Origin of the sequence: Streptomyces sp. NPDC091376 (genome assembly GCF_044757085.1) — a bacterium.
GTDB classification, from domain to species: domain Bacteria; phylum Actinomycetota; class Actinomycetes; order Streptomycetales; family Streptomycetaceae; genus Streptomyces; species Streptomyces pratisoli.
In genome coordinates this window covers 109,472-125,466 of record NZ_JBIVUF010000007.1, presented here as the reverse complement: position 1 = coordinate 125,466, position 15,995 = coordinate 109,472, and the positions used below count along the sequence as shown (strand labels likewise).

The 15,995-nt window shown below is 70.5% G+C and carries 18 protein-coding genes and 1 pseudogene; 18 read left to right on the top strand and 1 reads right to left on the bottom strand.

Annotated features, from left to right (window positions below):
• The first annotated feature begins 2 nt into the window (after nt 1-2).
• The 16 genes from ACIQMR_RS16995 to ACIQMR_RS16920 all read left to right on the top strand — a co-directional run bounded on the left by ACIQMR_RS16995 (nt 3) and on the right by ACIQMR_RS16920 (nt 13,047).
• A complete protein-coding gene (locus ACIQMR_RS16995; RefSeq protein ID WP_266383839.1) occupies nt 3-242 on the top strand; it encodes an RNA-binding protein in 240 nt (79 codons plus the stop codon).
• A gap of 79 nt (nt 243-321) precedes the next feature.
• Nucleotides 322-879 carry a ribosome maturation factor RimM gene (gene rimM, locus ACIQMR_RS16990; RefSeq protein WP_401387189.1) on the top strand — a complete coding sequence of 186 codons (558 nt, stop codon included), beginning with the start codon at nt 322-324 and terminating at the stop codon, nt 877-879.
• Nucleotides 879-1,700: a tRNA (guanosine(37)-N1)-methyltransferase TrmD gene (trmD, locus tag ACIQMR_RS16985; protein ID WP_401387186.1), complete on the top strand. Its 822-nt coding sequence runs from the start codon at nt 879-881 to the stop codon at nt 1,698-1,700. The genes rimM and trmD overlap by 1 nt, the downstream gene beginning before the upstream one ends.
• Before the next feature lie 129 nt (nt 1,701-1,829).
• A complete protein-coding gene (gene rplS, locus ACIQMR_RS16980; RefSeq protein WP_266383848.1) occupies nt 1,830-2,180 on the top strand; it encodes a 50S ribosomal protein L19 in 351 nt (116 codons plus the stop codon).
• A 72-nt stretch (nt 2,181-2,252) separates the two neighbouring features.
• On the top strand, nt 2,253-3,029 hold the full coding sequence (gene lepB, locus ACIQMR_RS16975; RefSeq protein WP_401387183.1) for a signal peptidase I: 777 nt from the start codon (nt 2,253-2,255) through the stop codon (nt 3,027-3,029).
• On the top strand, nt 3,022-4,044 hold the full coding sequence (gene lepB, locus ACIQMR_RS16970) for a signal peptidase I (protein WP_401387180.1): 1,023 nt from the start codon (nt 3,022-3,024) through the stop codon (nt 4,042-4,044). Before lepB (ACIQMR_RS16975) ends, lepB (ACIQMR_RS16970) begins: the two co-directional genes overlap by 8 nt.
• A complete protein-coding gene (gene lepB / locus ACIQMR_RS16965; RefSeq protein ID WP_401387177.1) occupies nt 3,998-4,864 on the top strand; it encodes a signal peptidase I in 867 nt (288 codons plus the stop codon). Before lepB (ACIQMR_RS16970) ends, lepB (ACIQMR_RS16965) begins: the two co-directional genes overlap by 47 nt.
• A 399-nt stretch (nt 4,865-5,263) precedes the next feature.
• On the top strand, nt 5,264-6,178 hold the full coding sequence (lepB, locus tag ACIQMR_RS16960) for a signal peptidase I (protein WP_401387175.1): 915 nt from the start codon (nt 5,264-5,266) through the stop codon (nt 6,176-6,178).
• 50 nt (nt 6,179-6,228) lie between these two features.
• The gene (gene lepB / locus ACIQMR_RS16955; protein ID WP_401387172.1) at nt 6,229-6,978 is read left to right on the top strand and encodes a signal peptidase I; all 750 of its coding nucleotides are present in this window, start codon (nt 6,229-6,231) and stop codon (nt 6,976-6,978) included.
• The gene (locus tag ACIQMR_RS16950) at nt 6,971-7,510 is read left to right on the top strand and encodes an NUDIX hydrolase (protein ID WP_401387169.1); all 540 of its coding nucleotides are present in this window, start codon (nt 6,971-6,973) and stop codon (nt 7,508-7,510) included. The genes lepB (ACIQMR_RS16955) and ACIQMR_RS16950 overlap by 8 nt, the downstream gene beginning before the upstream one ends.
• Before the next feature lie 55 nt (nt 7,511-7,565).
• Nucleotides 7,566-7,874 carry a DUF2469 domain-containing protein gene (locus tag ACIQMR_RS16945; RefSeq protein WP_003965949.1) on the top strand — a complete coding sequence of 103 codons (309 nt, stop codon included), beginning with the start codon at nt 7,566-7,568 and terminating at the stop codon, nt 7,872-7,874.
• A gap of 182 nt (nt 7,875-8,056) precedes the next feature.
• Nucleotides 8,057-8,437 carry a YraN family protein gene (locus ACIQMR_RS16940; protein ID WP_401387166.1) on the top strand — a complete coding sequence of 127 codons (381 nt, stop codon included), beginning with the start codon at nt 8,057-8,059 and terminating at the stop codon, nt 8,435-8,437.
• Nucleotides 8,437-10,062: a YifB family Mg chelatase-like AAA ATPase gene (locus ACIQMR_RS16935; RefSeq protein WP_401387163.1), complete on the top strand. Its 1,626-nt coding sequence runs from the start codon at nt 8,437-8,439 to the stop codon at nt 10,060-10,062. The genes ACIQMR_RS16940 and ACIQMR_RS16935 overlap by 1 nt, the downstream gene beginning before the upstream one ends.
• 70 nt (nt 10,063-10,132) lie before the next feature.
• A complete protein-coding gene (gene dprA / locus ACIQMR_RS16930) occupies nt 10,133-11,299 on the top strand; it encodes a DNA-processing protein DprA (RefSeq protein WP_401387874.1) in 1,167 nt (388 codons plus the stop codon).
• Nucleotides 11,300-11,554: 255 nt separating this feature from the next.
• A complete protein-coding gene (gene whiG, locus ACIQMR_RS16925) occupies nt 11,555-12,391 on the top strand; it encodes an RNA polymerase sigma factor WhiG (RefSeq protein ID WP_266383870.1) in 837 nt (278 codons plus the stop codon).
• A 95-nt stretch (nt 12,392-12,486) separates the two neighbouring features.
• Nucleotides 12,487-13,047: a TetR/AcrR family transcriptional regulator gene (locus ACIQMR_RS16920; RefSeq protein ID WP_401387871.1), complete on the top strand. Its 561-nt coding sequence runs from the start codon at nt 12,487-12,489 to the stop codon at nt 13,045-13,047.
• Between the two features lie 190 nt (nt 13,048-13,237).
• Here ACIQMR_RS16920 and ACIQMR_RS16915 read toward each other — a convergent pair.
• Nucleotides 13,238-13,708 (bottom strand): annotated as a pseudogene (locus ACIQMR_RS16915) (murein hydrolase activator EnvC family protein); the annotation flags it as partial.
• Between the two features lie 334 nt (nt 13,709-14,042).
• On the opposite strand from ACIQMR_RS16915, the gene rpsB reads away from it, so the two are divergent.
• Nucleotides 14,043-14,939: a 30S ribosomal protein S2 gene (rpsB, locus tag ACIQMR_RS16910; RefSeq protein ID WP_401387160.1), complete on the top strand. Its 897-nt coding sequence runs from the start codon at nt 14,043-14,045 to the stop codon at nt 14,937-14,939.
• A gap of 109 nt (nt 14,940-15,048) precedes the next feature.
• Nucleotides 15,049-15,885: a translation elongation factor Ts gene (gene tsf / locus ACIQMR_RS16905; RefSeq protein ID WP_401387157.1), complete on the top strand. Its 837-nt coding sequence runs from the start codon at nt 15,049-15,051 to the stop codon at nt 15,883-15,885.
• Nucleotides 15,886-15,995: the final 110 nt, after the last annotated feature.

Here is a 15,995-nt window from a genome sequence, read left to right as displayed (position 1 = left end):
GCATGCTCGAGGAGGCTCTCGAGCACCTCGTGAAGGGCATCGTCGACAACCCCGAGGACGTGCAGGTGGCCTCGCGCAATTTGCGGCGCGGCCAGGTGCTCGAAGTTCGGGTGCACCCCGACGATCTCGGTAAGGTGATCGGCCGCAACGGCCGCACCGCTCGCGCCCTGCGCACCGTCGTGGGCGCCATCGGCGGCCGTGGTATCCGTGTCGACCTCGTCGACGTGGACCAGGTCCGCTGACTCGTTCGAAAACCGGCGCGGGCCGGGGAGGGCCTACCGGCCCGCCCCGGCCCGTCGTCGTATGACAGGAGCATCAAGCGTGCAGTTGGTAGTCGCACGGATCGGCCGTGCCCACGGCATCAAGGGCGAGGTCACCGTCGAGGTACGTACGGACGAGCCGGAGCTGAGGCTCGGCCCCGGAGCCGTGCTGGCCACCGAACCGGCTTCCGCCGGACCGCTGACCATCGAGACGGGGCGGGTGCACAGCGGCCGTCTGCTGCTGCGTTTCGAGGGCGTGAGGGACCGCAACGGTGCCGAGGCGCTGCGCAACACCCTGCTGATCGCCGACGTCGACCCGGACGAGCGACCGGACGAACCCGACGAGTTCTACGACCACCAGCTGATGGACCTGGACGTGGTGCTCACCGACGGCACCGAGGTCGGCCGGATCATCGAGATCTCCCATCTGCCCTCGCAGGACCTCTTCATCGTCGAGCGCCCCGACGGCAGCGAGGTGATGATCCCGTTCGTCGAGGAGATCGTCACCGAGATCGATCTCGACGAGCAGAAGGCCGTCATCGACCCGCCGCCCGGACTCATCGACGAGCGGGCGGAGATCGCGTCCTCACGTGACGACGACGCCGGGGAAGGCGCCTGATGCGGCTCGACGTCGTCACGATCTTCCCCGAGTACCTGGACCCGCTGAACGTCTCGCTGGTCGGCAAGGCGCGGGCACGCGGACAGCTCGACGTCCATGTGCACGACCTGCGCCGGTGGACCTACGACCGGCACAGCACCGTCGACGACACCCCGTACGGCGGCGGCCCCGGCATGGTCATGAAGACCGAGCCCTGGGGCGACGCACTGGACGACACCCTCGCCGCGGGATACGAGTCGGGCGCGCACGCGCCCGCGCTGGTCGTGCCGACCCCCAGCGGCCGCCCGTTCACCCAGGAGCTCGCGGTCGAACTGTCCGAGCGGCCCTGGCTGATCTTCACCCCCGCCCGCTATGAGGGCATCGACCGCCGGGTCATGGACGAGTACGCCACCCGGATACCGGTGTACGAGGTCTCCATCGGGGACTACGTGCTCGCCGGCGGCGAGGCGGCCGTCCTGGTCGTCACGGAAGCCGTGGCGCGGCTGCTGCCGGGCGTCCTCGGGAACGCCGAATCGCACCGCGACGACTCCTTCGCTCCCGGCGCCATGGCCAACCTCCTGGAGGGGCCCGTCTACACCAAGCCACCGGTCTGGCGGGGCCACGGCATCCCCGACGTCCTGCTCAGCGGGCACCACGGCAGGATCGCGCGATGGCGGCGGGACGAGGCCTTCCGCCGCACGGTGCTGAACCGGCCCGACCTCATCGAGCGCTGCGACCCGTCGGCGTTCGACAAGAAGGACCGGGAAATCCTCTCCATCCTCGGCTGGGCGCCCTCGCCCGACGGCCGATTTTGGCGCAGGCCGGAGGCCGTGGAAGAATAGGCCGCTGCCGTACGTCCGGCGTGCGCCCCTGCCACAGGGGGACACGACGCCCGCTCCGACGCCGCGGCTCCCATCTCATCTCCAGATACCGCTGATGACCTGTGGCATCGGTGAAGAAAGCAGACGAACATGTCGCACGTGCTCGATGTGGTCAACTCCGCCTCGCTGCGGACCGACCTCCCCGCCTTCCGTCCCGGTGACACCGTGAACGTCCACGTTCGCGTCATCGAGGGCAACCGCTCCCGTATCCAGCAGTTCAAGGGTGTCGTCATCCGCCGCCAGGGCTCTGGCGTCAGCGAGACCTTCACCGTCCGCAAGGTCTCCTTCTCCGTCGGCGTCGAGCGCACCTTCCCGGTGCACAGCCCGATCTTCGAGAAGATCGAGCTCGTCACGCGCGGTGACGTCCGTCGCGCCAAGCTCTACTACCTGCGTGAGCTGCGCGGCAAGGCTGCGAAGATCAAGGAGAAGCGCGAGAACTGAGCTCCGGCTCACACCCGCGCCCTGCTGCGGCCTCATACGGTTCTTACGGCGGCCGGATAGCATCTGGCCCCAATGGACACCGAAGCACAGCACACGGAGCGCGACCGCTCTTCCGCCTCCGAGACCGAACGGTCCGGGGCCGAAGAGGGGTCGCGCTCCGTACGCGTATCGCGGTGGCTCTCCTGGCTTTCCTGGCGGCGGACCGGTCTGCTCGGCGGCGTCTGCGCCGTGTTCCTGCTGCTGCTCAGCCACTTCGTGGTGCAGCCGTTCCTGATCCCCAGCACCTCCATGCAGCCTGCCCTGGAGGTCGGTGACCGGGTGCTGGTGAACAAGCTGGCGTACCGCTTCGGTTCCGAGCCCCGGCGCGGGGACGTGGTCGTGTTCGACGGCACCGGATCCTTCGTACGGGAGGGTGTCCAGGAGAATCCGGTCAGTTCCCTGACGAGGGAGGCGTTCGCCTCGGTCGGCCTCGCGGAACCGTCCGAGACCGATTTCGTCAAACGTGTGGTCGGGGTGGGCGGCGACCGCGTGGTCTGCTGCGACAAGAGGGGGAGACTCGAGGTGAACGGCGTACCGGTCGACGAGCGCTATCTGTACGCTGGCGACGCCCCGTCCCAGGTCCGCTTCGACATCGTCGTACCGCAGGGCACCCTGTGGGTCATGGGTGACCACCGCAGCAAGTCCCGTGACTCCCGCGACCACTTGGGCGAGCCGGGAGGCGGCATGGTGCCCCTGGACAACGTGATCGGCCGCGCCGACTGGATCGGCTGGCCGGCCGGCCGCTGGACCGTGCTGCGCCCGACGGGCGCCTTCGACCGTGTGTCCGCACCGGACGGCGCCCATGGGTAACCGCGGACGCCGTGCGAGCCACCGCTCCGACACCCGGCTGCCGACCGGCACCCGTCCGACGAACGGCGGCCGGACGCTCCCGGGTCGTGCGGAGCGGCGCAAGCTCGCGAAGAAGGTGAAACGCCGGCGTCAGCGGTCCGCCGTCAAGGAGATCCCGCTCCTCATCACCGTGGCGCTGCTGATCGCGCTGGTCCTCAAGACCTTCCTCGTCCAGGCGTTCGTGATCCCCTCCGGCTCGATGGAACAGACGATCCGGATCGACGACCGGGTGCTGGTGGACAAGCTGACGCCGTGGTTCGGCTCCCAGCCGGAGCGCGGCGACGTGGTCGTCTTCAAGGACCCCGGCGGCTGGCTCCAGGAGGAACAGGCCCCCCAGCAGGACGATCCGGTCGTCGTCAAGCAGGTCAAGGAGGCGCTGACCTTCATCGGTCTGCTGCCGTCCGACGACGAGCAGGACCTGATCAAGCGGGTCGTCGCGGTCGGCGGCGACACCGTCAAGTGCTGCGACCAGGACGGCCGGGTCACGGTCAACGGCGTACCGCTGAACGAGCCCTATCTCCACCCCGGCAACGCCCCCTCGACCCTGAGGTTCGAGGTACGGGTCCCGGCCGGACGCATCTTCGTGATGGGCGACCACCGCTCCAACTCGGCGGACTCGCGGGCTCATCTGGACGAGGAGTACGACGGCACGGTGTCCATGGACGAGGTCGTGGGGCGGGCCGTGGTGATCGCCTGGCCGCTCGGCCACTGGCGCGGGCTGGAGGAGCGCGAGACGTACGCGTCGGTGCCCGATACCCGTGGTGGTGCGACCGTCGCGCACGGCCCGTCGCATAGTGTGTCCAGTCAGGATCCGAACGGAATGATCCAGCTCCCGGGCTCCGCGGAACTCCCGCTCGCCCTGGGGGCGGTGGGCCTGCATCGTCTCCGGCACGGGGCGCGGCACGGAGCGAGGAGTGAATGTGGGGGACGTGGCGGTCGACGCACGATCCGGACACGAAGAACCCGAAGACACTGATCCGGCCGGGGCCCGCCCGCAGGAGGGCGGCGCCCGGGGGCACCGCTCCTTCTGGAAGGAGTTGCCGCTGCTGATCGTCATCGCGTTGGTGCTGGCGTTGTTGATCAAGACGTTTCTGGTGCAGGCGTTTTCGATTCCGTCGGATTCGATGCAGGACACGTTGCAGCGTGGTGACCGGGTGTTGGTGGACAAGTTGACGCCGTGGTTCGGTGGGGAGCCGGAGCGTGGTGAGGTGGTGGTGTTCCATGATCCGGGTGGCTGGCTGGACGGGGAGCCGACTCCTGAGCCGAACGTGGTGCAGAAGTTCCTGAGTTTCATCGGTCTGATGCCGTCGTCCGAGGAGAAGGATCTGATCAAGCGGACGATCGCGGTCGGTGGTGACACGGTGGAGTGCCGTAAGGGTGGTCCGGTGAGGGTCAATGGGACGGCGTTGGACGAGCCGTACATCTATCCCGGTGACACTCCCTGTGACGACATGCCCTTCGGACCGCTGAAGGTGCCGGACGGCAAGATCTGGGTGATGGGCGATCACCGCCAGAACTCGCAGGATTCGCGCTACAACCAGCAGCTGGCACACGACGGGTTCGTGCCGGTCGACGATGTCGTGGGGCGGGCCGTGGTGGTGGCATGGCCGGTCGATCGCTGGGCGACGCTGCCGGTTGCGGACACCTTCGACCAGCCCGGTCTGGGGGCCGCGGCGGCGGTGGCGCCCGGTGCGATCGGCCTCGCCGGGGCGGTGCCGTTCGTGCTCTGGCGCAGGCGAAGGCCGGGAGGGCCGGGATCCCGCGCGGAGAAAGGCCGGGCCCGCGCGCAACAGTGACTGACGACCGGTCACGAGCTGTTGCTCCATCAAAGCCGCCATCGGCCTGAGCCCGGCTCGCGTCGTGGCTGTCGTGGCTGTCGTGGCTGTCGTGGCCGTCCTGGCCGGCTCGGAGGCGGCCCGGTCGGCTCGGGCCATCCGGTATGCGCGATGATGGATTCGGTGCCGCTCGCCGGTACCGGAAGGCACTTGAACCGCCCCTCGGTCCACTCGGCGAGCACGCCGACCGAACCGGGGGGCGTTCGTCGGTGACAGGCGGGCCGGAGCGTCGGCGCCCGTCGCCGGGAAGGCGATCGGAGAACGGCAGTAGCCCTGCGGAACTCCCGCTCGTTGTTCGGTAGTGGGCCCGTGATTGGCGGGGCCCAGAGGGCAGGCGTTGACGCTGAGTGAGGAGCGGATGTGAGCGACGTGGCCGTCGGTGCACGATCTGGACATGGAGAGCCCGAGCAGAGGCCCGAGCAGTCCGCCGAATCTGCCTCCAGCACTGCGGGCGAGAGACAGGATCCGGAAGCGCCCGAGAGCGCGCACGCCGCGGACGGGGGCGACAGGACGGCGAGGAAGCCGCGCTCCTTCTGGAAGGAGTTGCCGCTGCTGATCGTCATCGCGTTGGTGCTGGCGTTGTTGATCAAGACGTTTCTGGTGCAGGCGTTTTCGATTCCGTCGGATTCGATGCAGGACACGTTGCAGCGTGGTGACCGGGTGTTGGTGGACAAGTTGACGCCGTGGTTCGGTGGGGAGCCGGAGCGTGGTGAGGTGGTGGTGTTCCATGATCCGGGTGGCTGGCTGGACGGGGAGCCGACTCCTGAGCCGAATGTGGTGCAGAAGTTCCTGAGTTTCATCGGTCTGATGCCGTCGTCCGAGGAGAAGGATCTGATCAAGCGGACGATCGCGGTCGGTGGTGACACGGTGGAGTGCCGTAAGGGTGGTCCGGTGAAGGTCAACGGGAAGGCGTTGGACGAGCCGTACATCTATCCCGGTGACACTCCCTGTGACGACATGCCCTTCGGACCGTTCAAGGTGCCGGACGGCAAGATCTGGGTGATGGGCGACCACCGCCAGAACTCCAGGGACTCCCGCTATCACACCGAGGACGCGAACAAGGGCTTCGTGCCGGTCGACGATGTCGTGGGGCGGGCCGTGGTCGTGGCATGGCCGGTCGACCGCTGGGCGACGCTGCCGGTTCCGGCCACCTATGACCAGCCCGGTCTGGGGGCCGCGGCGGCCGTGGCGCCCGGTGCGATCGGCCTCGCCGGGGCGGTGCCGTTCGTGCTCTGGCGCAGGCGGAGGCTGACGGGCGACCGTACCGCCGGGTAGGGTGCCGCTCGGATCAGCGATCGTCGGTCTCCGAGGTGGGGAGCGCTGGGATGAGCGGAACAGGACGTACGGAAAGCGGCCACGGCCGCCTCGGCAGTGTGCTGTCGGGGCTGGCCGTGGCTGTGGGCTGTGTGCTCTTCCTCGGTGGGTTCGTCTGGGGGGCGCTGATCTACCAGCCGTACACGGTGCCGACCGACTCGATGTCTCCGACCGTGAAGCCCGGCGACCGGGTGCTGGCACAGCGGATCGACGGCTCCGAGGTGCGGCGCGGTGACGTCGTCGTCTTCACCGACAAGGTGTGGGGCGACGCCCCGATGGTGAAGCGGGTGGTCGGCGTCGGCGGCGACAAGATCGCGTGCTGCGATGCCGGCGGCCGGATGAGCGTCAACGGACAAGCGGTCGAAGAACCGTATCTGCGGGGTGAGGAGCCGGCCTCGCCGACCGGATTCACCGTCACCGTGCCCAAGGGGCACCTCTTCCTCCTCGGCGACGAACGCATGGGCTCCCTGGACTCCCGTTCGCATCTGCAGGACGCGGCGCAGGGCTCCGTGCCGCGTGAAGCCGTCAGCGCCCGGCTGGACGCCGTCGCCTGGCCGATGGAGGGACTGGTGGAGCGGCCGCGGAGCTTCGCAGAGCTGCCCGGCGGGATCTCGCAGCCGGGGCCCATCCGGCTGGTGATCGGGGCCGTGGTGATCGGCGCCGTGCTGATCCTGGGTGGCGCGGCGTACGGGCCGCTCGCGCGGGCCCTCGGCCGCGGGAGGAAGCCCGCCGCCCGCAGCAGGGTCACCGCGGGTGTCTGAGGAGCATCGGGAGGCCCCTGCGTCCGGTGGCGCCGGGGGTGAGCCCGGGCGGGAGCTGCGCCGGGTCGCCCGGGTGGTGCTCCTCGATCCCCAGGACCGCATTCTTCTGCTGCACGGCTTCGAGCCGGACGATCCGGCCGACGACTGGTGGTTCACGCCCGGTGGCGGGGTCGAGGGTGCGGAGAGCCGCGCGGAGGCCGCGCTGCGCGAGGTGGCCGAGGAGACGGGGATCACAGACGTCGAGCTGGGCCCGGTGATCTGGCAGCGCGAGTGCTCGTTCCCGTTCGACGGGCGGCGCTGGGACCAGGACGAGTGGTACTACCTGGCACGTACCCGGCAGACGGCCACGAGCCTCACCGGCCTGACGCGGCTGGAGCGGCGCAGCGTCGCGGGCCTGAGGTGGTGGACCTCCGCCGAACTGTCGGCGGCGCGTGAGACGGTGTACCCGACCAGACTCGCCGAGCTGCTGCGCACGCTGCTCGTCGAGGGTCCTCCGAGTGCACCGGTGGTTCTGGCCCGGGAAATCGTCTAGGGACGTACGGGGCTGGCGCACAATAGGGGGACGCACGGCTGAAGGGGAACATGCCATGAGCGCCGAGGACCTCGAGAAGTACGAGACCGAGATGGAGCTGAAGCTCTACCGGGAGTACCGCGACGTCGTCGGTCTGTTCAAATACGTGATCGAGACCGAGCGCCGTTTCTATCTCACCAATGACTACGAGATGCAGGTGCACTCGGTGCAGGGTGAGGTCTTCTTCGAGGTCTCGATGGCGGATGCCTGGGTCTGGGACATGTACCGGCCGGCCAGGTTCGTCAAGCAGGTCCGCGTGCTCACGTTCAAGGACGTGAACATCGAGGAGCTGAACAAGAGCGACCTGGAGCTTCCGGGAGGCTGAGTCCTCGCGCTTCCGGTCTTCGCACTCCCGCCGGGTGGCGCGGGCGAGGGCTGAGCGGTGCGTGGAAGCTGAGCCGTCGCGCTCGCGTGGGTGACGGAGTTATCCACAATCGGTCGGTTGTCCACCAAGATCCATTCGCTCGGTCCGCGCGCGGCACAGTCGGTGCCGGAGGTGGTGCCGAGATGAACGCGACGGGGGCACTGGGGCGGTACGGCGAGGAGCTGGCGGCCCGTCGGCTCGCCGAAGCCGGAATGGCCGTTCTAGCACGGAACTGGCGGTGCGGCCGGACGGGCGAGATCGACATCGTCGCCCGGGACGGCGACACGATGGTCGTCTGCGAGGTCAAGACCCGCAGAGGCGGGCCAGGGGGGCGGGAGCCCTTCGAGCACCCGATGGCAGCGATCACACCCGCCAAGGCGGACCGGCTCAGACAGCTGGCGGCCTGCTGGCTGGAGCGGCACGGCGGACCACCACCCCCGGGCGGCGTGCGGATCGATCTGATCGGGGTGGTCCTGCCCCGGCGCGGCGCGCCCCAGGTCGAGCATGCGCGGGGGGTGGCCTGATGGGATTCGCGCGTACGTGCTCGGTGGCGCTCGTGGGCGTCGAGGGCGTCGTCGTCGAGGTCCAGGCGGACCTGGAGCCGGGAGTGGCGGCCTTCACCTTGGTCGGACTGCCCGACAAGAGCCTCGTGGAGAGCCGGGACCGGGTCAGGGCGGCCGTCGTCAACTCGGACGCGGAATGGCCGCAGAAGAAGCTCACGGTCGGCCTCAGCCCCGCCTCCGTGCCCAAGAGCGGCAGCGGTTTCGATCTCGCCGTCGCCTGCGCGGTGCTGGGAGCGGCGGAGCGCATCGACCCGAGGGCGATCGCCGATCTGGTGCTCGTCGGCGAGCTCGGGCTCGACGGCAGGGTGCGGCCCGTGCGCGGGGTGCTTCCCGCGGTCCTCGCCGCGGCCGAGGCCGGCTATGAACAGGTGGTCGTTCCGGAGCGGACCGCCGGTGAGGCCTCGCTCGTGCCCGGCGTCTCGGTCCTCGGGGTGCGGAGCCTGCGCCAGCTCATCGCCGTGCTCAACGACGAGCCCGTGCCCGAGGAGGAGCCCGACGGCGCAGGCAGGCCGGACGCCATGCTGGCCGGACTGATGGTGCCCGGCGCCGGGGTCGGCACGGGGCTCGCCGCCGGAGCGGGTCGCGGCGAGGGGCCCTGGCCCGACCTCGCGGACGTGGCCGGGCAGCATGTCGCGCGCACCGCTCTGGAGGTCGCGGCGGCCGGGAGCCACCACCTGCTGCTCCAGGGGCCGCCGGGCGCCGGCAAGACCATGCTGGCGGAGCGGCTGCCGGCCGTGCTGCCGCCGCTGACCCGGCATGAGTCCCTGGAGGTCACCGCCGTTCATTCGGTCGCGGGCATCCTGCCGCCCGGCGAGCCCCTGGTGCGTACGCCGCCGTACTGCGCCCCGCACCATTCGGCGACGATGCAGTCCCTCGTCGGCGGCGGCCAGGGTCTGGCGAGACCCGGAGCGGTGTCCCTGGCGCACCGGGGAGTCCTGTTCCTCGACGAGGCTCCCGAGTTCTCCGGCAAGGCGCTCGACGCGCTCCGTCAGCCGCTTGAATCCGGGCATGTGGTCGTCGCGCGCAGCGCGGGAGTGGTCCGGCTTCCCGCCCGTTTCCTCATGGTGCTGGCGGCCAACCCCTGCCCCTGTGGACGGCACACCCTGCACGGCGCCGGATGCGACTGCCCCGCCTCGCTGATCCGGCGCTACCAGGCCCGGCTGTCGGGACCGCTGCTCGACCGGGTCGACCTGCGCGTCCAGGTGGAGCCGGTCAACCGAGCGGACCTGATGGGACAGGGCGCGCGAGGGGAATCCTCCGCGGCCGTCGCCGCCCGGGTCGGCGAGGCGAGAGCCAGAGCGGCAGACCGGCTGGAGGGCACACCGTGGAGCGTCAACAGCGAGGTGCCCGGGCACGAGCTGCGCACCCGCTGGCAGGTGGCCCCCGGCGCGCTCGCCGCGGCCGAGCGGGACATGGAGCGTGGGCTGCTCACCGCCCGGGGCCTGGACCGCGTGCTCCGCGTGGCCTGGACGATCGCCGATCTCGCGGGCCGTGCCCGGCCCACCGCCCAGGACGTGGACCTGGCCCTGGAGCTGCGCACGGGCATCGCCAGGGGTGTCCCGGTGGGCATCGGAGGCGAGCGGTGAGCGAGAGCGCGTGGCCGGTGAGCAGGAGCGCGTGGCCGGTGAGCAGGAGCGCATGGCCGGAGGGCGGGACATGACGGCGGGAGTGAGTGACGAGGAGCGGATGGCACGTGCGGCGTTGACGCGGGTCGTCGAACCGGGTGATGAGGGCGCGGGGAGGTGGCTCGCGCGCCATGGGGCCGTGGAGCTGATGGCACGGCTCACCGCCCCCGCGCTGCCCGAAGGCACGCTGCCGGGAGCGGGGGAGCGGCGCGTCGAGGGCTATCGGCTCCGGGCGGCGGTGGCCCGCCCGGAGCGCGACCTCGACACGGTGGCGGCGGCCGGCGGCCGCTTCCTCTGCCCGGGCGACCCGGAATGGCCGGGACAGCTGGACGACCTCGGGGAGGCGAGACCGGTCGGGCTCTGGGTGCGGGGCCGCCCCGACCTGCGGATATGGGCGCTGCGCTCGGTCGCGGTGGTGGGCGCCAGGGCCTGCACCCCGTACGGCGCCCATATCGCCGCGAGCCTCGGCACGGGCCTCGCCGAGCGCGGCTGGGTCGTCGTCTCGGGCGCGGCCCACGGGGTCGACGGCGCCGCCCACCGGGGTGCGCTCGCCGCGGGTGGTGCGACGGTCGCGGTGCTGGCCTGCGGCGTCGACGTCGTCTATCCGCGGGCCCATGCGGAGTTGGTCGGCCGCATCGTGGAACAGGGGCTGGTGATCGCCGAGTTGCCGCCGGGCGCCCATCCGACCCGCGGCAGATTCGTGACGCGGAACAGGGTGATCGCGGCCCTGACCCGGGGCACGGTCGTCGTGGAGGCCGAATACCGGAGCGGTTCGCTGGTCACCGCCCGCGCCGCGCAGCGCCTCGGCCGCTTCACCATGGGCGTCCCGGGCCCGGTGACCAGCGGACTCTCCGCGGGAGTGCATGAACTGCTGCGGGAGGAGGCCGTGCTGGTCACCGACGCCGACGAAGTGGTCGAGCTGGTCGGCGACATCGGGGACCTCGCCCCGGCGCGCCGGGGACCGGTGCTCCCCAGGGATCTTCTCCGCCCCGGCTGCGCACGGATGCTGGACGCCCTACCGGCCAGGGGCGCGCTCGGCGGGTCCGATCTCGCCCGGCGGGCTGGGACCACACCCGACGAGGCGCTCGCCAGGCTGTACGAACTGCACTCGCTGGGCTTCGTCGAACGGCACGGCGATCACTGGCAGTTGGCGACGGCCGCGACACCAGGGTCGAACGCACGGCGAGGCGGTACTTGACCTGGCGCATTCGGGTGAAAAGGTGATGCCGATGACCCTCGCGGCCCACTCGGTGACACCGGGAGGGCCGGCGCGTTCGGCGTCGGCCCTCGTTCGAAGGTGTGGCCGACGGTACATACCCGCGGAGGCGCGATACGCCGCTGTTCGCGCACCGCAATCCTCCAGTCACGCTACGCTCACCAGGTTCACCGCCCAGCCATCGGCACAGACAACCCGTCCCTACACACTCCACAGCAGAACGGCTCAAGGCAACGCATGCCCCAGCACACCTCCGGGTCTGACCACGCGGCAGTGCCCCCCGCCGCCCGTGGCACCGTGCGGCCGCCCGCGCCGTCGTCGCTCGAAGAGCTGTGGCGGTCCTACAAGACCACGGGCGACGGCAGGTTGCGGGAGCAGCTGATCCTGCACTACTCACCGCTGGTGAAGTACGTTGCGGGCCGGGTGAGCGTCGGGCTGCCGTCCAACGTCGAGCAGGCGGACTTCGTCTCCTCGGGCGTCTTCGGCCTCATCGACGCGATCGAGAAGTTCGACATCGAGCGCTCGATCAAGTTCGAGACGTACGCGATCACCCGCATCCGGGGCGCCATGATCGACGAACTCCGGGCGCTGGACTGGATCCCCCGATCCGTGCGGCAGAAGGCGCGCAATGTGGAGCGCGCCTACGCCACGCTGGAGGCGCAGCTGCGGCGGACCCCCTCGGAGGGCGAGGTTGCCTCGGAGATGGGCATCTCGCTCGAGGAACTGCACTCCGTCTTCAGCCAGTTGTCCCTGGCGAACGTCGTGGCGCTGGAAGAGCTGCTCCATGTCGGCGGCGAGGGCGGCGACCGGCTCAGCCTTATGGACACGCTGGAGGACACCGCTGCCGACGACCCGGTCGAGGTCGCCGAGGGCCGCGAGCTGCGCCGGCTGCTCGCCCGCGCCATCAACACCCTCCCCGACCGTGAGAAGACCGTCGTCACCCTCTACTACTACGAAGGCCTCACCCTGGCCGAGATCGGCAACGTCCTGGGCGTCACCGAGAGCCGGGTCAGCCAGATCCACACCAAATCGGTGCTGCAGCTCAGGGCGAAGCTGGCCGACGTCGGCCGATGACGCCCTGTGCGACGCCGGGCAGTCCTTCCCTGTCCCGCCCCCGGATCGCGCACCGGTCGTAGAGTGGACCCGTGCCCAGGATTCGAGCGGCCTCCGTGGCCGAGCACCGGACCATGCAGCGAGGCGCCCTGCTGGACGCCGCGCGTTCCCTGCTGTCCGAAGGTGGTACGGAGGCGCTGACCTTCCCCGCCCTCGCCGAGCGCACGGGCCTCGCCAGGTCCTCGGTGTACGAGTACTTCCGCTCCCGCGCCGCGGTCGTCGAAGAGCTCTGCGCCGTCGACTTCCCGGTCTGGGCGGCCGAGGTCGAGGCCGCCATGGAGGGGGCGCAGACACCCGAGGGCAAGGTCGAGGCGTATGTACGCCAGCAGCTGGAACTGGTCGGCGACCGGCGCCACCGGGCCGTCGTCGCGATCTCCGCCAGCGAGCTGGACGACGGCGCCAGGGAGAAGATCCGCGCCGCGCACGGCGGGCTCGTCGCGATGATCGTGGAGGCGCTCGGGGAACTGGGCCATCAACAGCCGCGGTTGGCCGCCATGCTCCTCCAGGGCGTGGTGGACGCCGCCGTCCGGCGCATCGAGCTCGGCGCGGCCGAGGACCCCTCCGCCATCTCCGAGGCCGCGGTCTCGATGGCGCTGCGTGGCGTCCTGGGCGACTGAACCTGCCCGTCCCACCTCCCTCACCCGTCCCGGCCGTCCCGGCCGCCATGCGGAGCTGTTCCGTCCCGGCCGGACGGGCACGCGGACGCCGCAGCGCCCTGTGCGACCAGGCCGCGGCCACGGCGAGCACCAGTGCCTGGACCGGGTCCCCACCCGCCATGCCCGCCCGAGCCGTGCCCGCCGACGCCGCGGCCGGGCCGGCGGGGGCTCCGTGCGCCACCGGCACCCCGAAGACGGGCAGCAGCCGGGACGGCCCCCGGCGCAGGGCCGCCGGAGGGAGCAACGACAGGGGGTCGAGGTACTGCTCGCCGCGACGCAGACCCCAGTGCAGACACCCCTGCGGGCAGTGCGAGGAACCGTCCGCGACGACGGCCACCACCTGGTTCTCGGCCACCTCGGTCCCCGCCGGGACCAGCGGGCGCACCGGCTCGTAGGTGGTGCGCAGCGGAGGGCCACCCGTGCCCGTCAGGGCGATCGAGAGCACCCCGCGCCCTGCCACCGCCCCCGCGAAGGACACCCGCCCCGGCGCCGCCGCACGCACCTCCGTACCCGCAGGCGCCGCCAGGTCCACGCCACGGTGGCCCCGCCCGTATGCCGAGGCCGGCGGCTCCCAGCCCCGGACCACCGTGGGGCGCGGCGGACCCACCGGCCAGTCCGCCGCCCACGCCGCCCCACCCGGCAGCAGCACCAGCAGCACGGCCGCCAATGCGATCGTCACGACCCGTACGCGATTCATGACTCAGACGGTCCCTCAAACCGCCCATCCACGCTGATCATGGTCCGGATCTGTGGACAACCGGCCGGTTGTGGACAGCGCCGTCACCCGGCACCGCGGCGGTCCCGTACACTTCTTCTGGCGATCCGGGTCACCGGGTCGACTTCGCACGCCCCGCCACCACCCTCATTCGCGGTCGGTGGCCGCGCTCCTCGGTCCCTTGTGGCACGGCGCGTCGGGGCGTCAGGACACAACCGAGAAAACTCAAGGAGATACGGCCATGGCCGTCGTCACGATGCGGGAGCTGCTGGAGAGCGGCGTCCACTTCGGTCACCAGACCCGTCGCTGGAACCCGAAGATGAAGCGCTTCATCTTCACCGAGCGCAACGGCATCTACATCATCGACCTGCTCCAGTCGCTGTCGTACATCGACCGCGCCTACGAGTTCGTCAAGGAGACCGTCGCCCACGGCGGCTCCATCATGTTCGTCGGTACCAAGAAGCAGGCGCAGGAAGCCATCGCCGAGCAGGCGACCCGCGTCGGCATGCCCTACGTCAACCAGCGCTGGCTCGGCGGCATGCTCACCAACTTCTCCACCGTCTACAAGCGCCTTCAGCGTCTGAAGGAGCTCGAGGCGATCGACTTCGAGGACGTGGCCGCCTCCGGCCTCACCAAGAAGGAGCTCCTGGTCCTCTCCCGCGAGAAGGCCAAGCTGGAGAAGACCCTCGGTGGTATCCGCGAGATGCAGAAGGTGCCGAGCGCCGTCTGGATCGTCGACACCAAGAAGGAGCACATCGCCGTCGGTGAGGCGCGCAAGCTCCACATCCCGGTCGTCGCGATCCTCGACACCAACTGCGACCCCGACGAGGTCGACTACAAGATCCCGGGCAACGACGACGCGATCCGCTCCGTCACGCTGCTCACCCGTGTGATCGCCGACGCCGTCGCCGAGGGCCTCATCGCCCGCTCCGGCGTCGCGACCGGTGACTCGAAGCCGGGCGACAAGGCCGCGGGCGAGCCGCTGGCCGAGTGGGAGCGCGACCTGCTCGAGGGCGAGAAGAAGGCCGACGAGACCCCGGCCGCCGAGGGCACCCCGGCCGCCGAGGCCGAGAAGCCGGCCGAGGCTGCCGCCGAGGCTCCTGCCGAGGCTCCGGCTGCGGACGCCGAGCAGGCCTGACACCCAGGTTCGGATGTTGACGGCGGGGGCCCACGAAGCCCCCGCCGTTGACCCGTAGATCGTTCGAATCTTCGACCTCAGCTCTTCGACTTCAGAGAGATTCACAGACATGGCGAACTACACCGCCGCTGACGTAAAGAAGCTCCGCGAGCTCACCGGCGCGGGCATGATGGACTGCAAGAAGGCGCTCGACGAGGCCGACGGCAACGTCGACAAGGCCGTCGAGGCACTGCGCATCAAGGGCCAGAAGGGCGTCGCCAAGCGCGAGGGCCGCTCCGCCGAGAACGGCGCCGTGGTCTCCCTGATCGCCGACGACAACACCTCGGGTGTCATCCTCGAGCTGAAGTGCGAGACGGACTTCGTCGCCAAGGGTGAGAAGTTCCAGGCCGTCGCCGGCGCGCTCGCCGCGCACGCCGCCAAGACCGCCCCGGCCGACATCGCGGCGCTGCTTGGCTCCGAGATCGAGCCCGGCAAGACCGTCCAGGCGTACGTCGACGAGGCCAACGCCAACCTCGGCGAGAAGATCGTCCTGGACCGCTTCGCGCAGTTCTCCGGCGCCTTCGTCACGGCCTACATGCACCGCACCATGCCCGACCTGCCCCCGCAGATCGGTGTTCTGGTCGAGCTCGACAAGCCGAACCCCGAGGTCGCCAAGGGCATCGCGCAGCACATCGCCGCCTTCGCGCCGAAGTACCTCTCCCGTGAGGACGTTCCGGCCGAGGTCGTCGAGTCCGAGCGTCGCGTCGCCGAGGAGACCACCCGCGCCGAGGGCAAGCCCGAGGCCGCGCTCCCGAAGATCGTCGAGGGTCGCATCAACGGCTTCTTCAAGGACGCAACCCTCCTTGGCCAGCCGTACGCGCTCGACAACAAGAAGTCCGTCCAGCAGATCCTGGACGAGGCCGGTGTCGCCCTGAAGCGCTTCTCGCGCATCAAGGTCGGCATCTGAGCCGGTACGCGATCGACACGGGATCCCGCTAGGGTTTCCCAGCAGTCGTCGGCCGCGTGGACGCCGGACGACCGCAGATCTGACGAGGAGGCCATTGCCGCAGGGACACC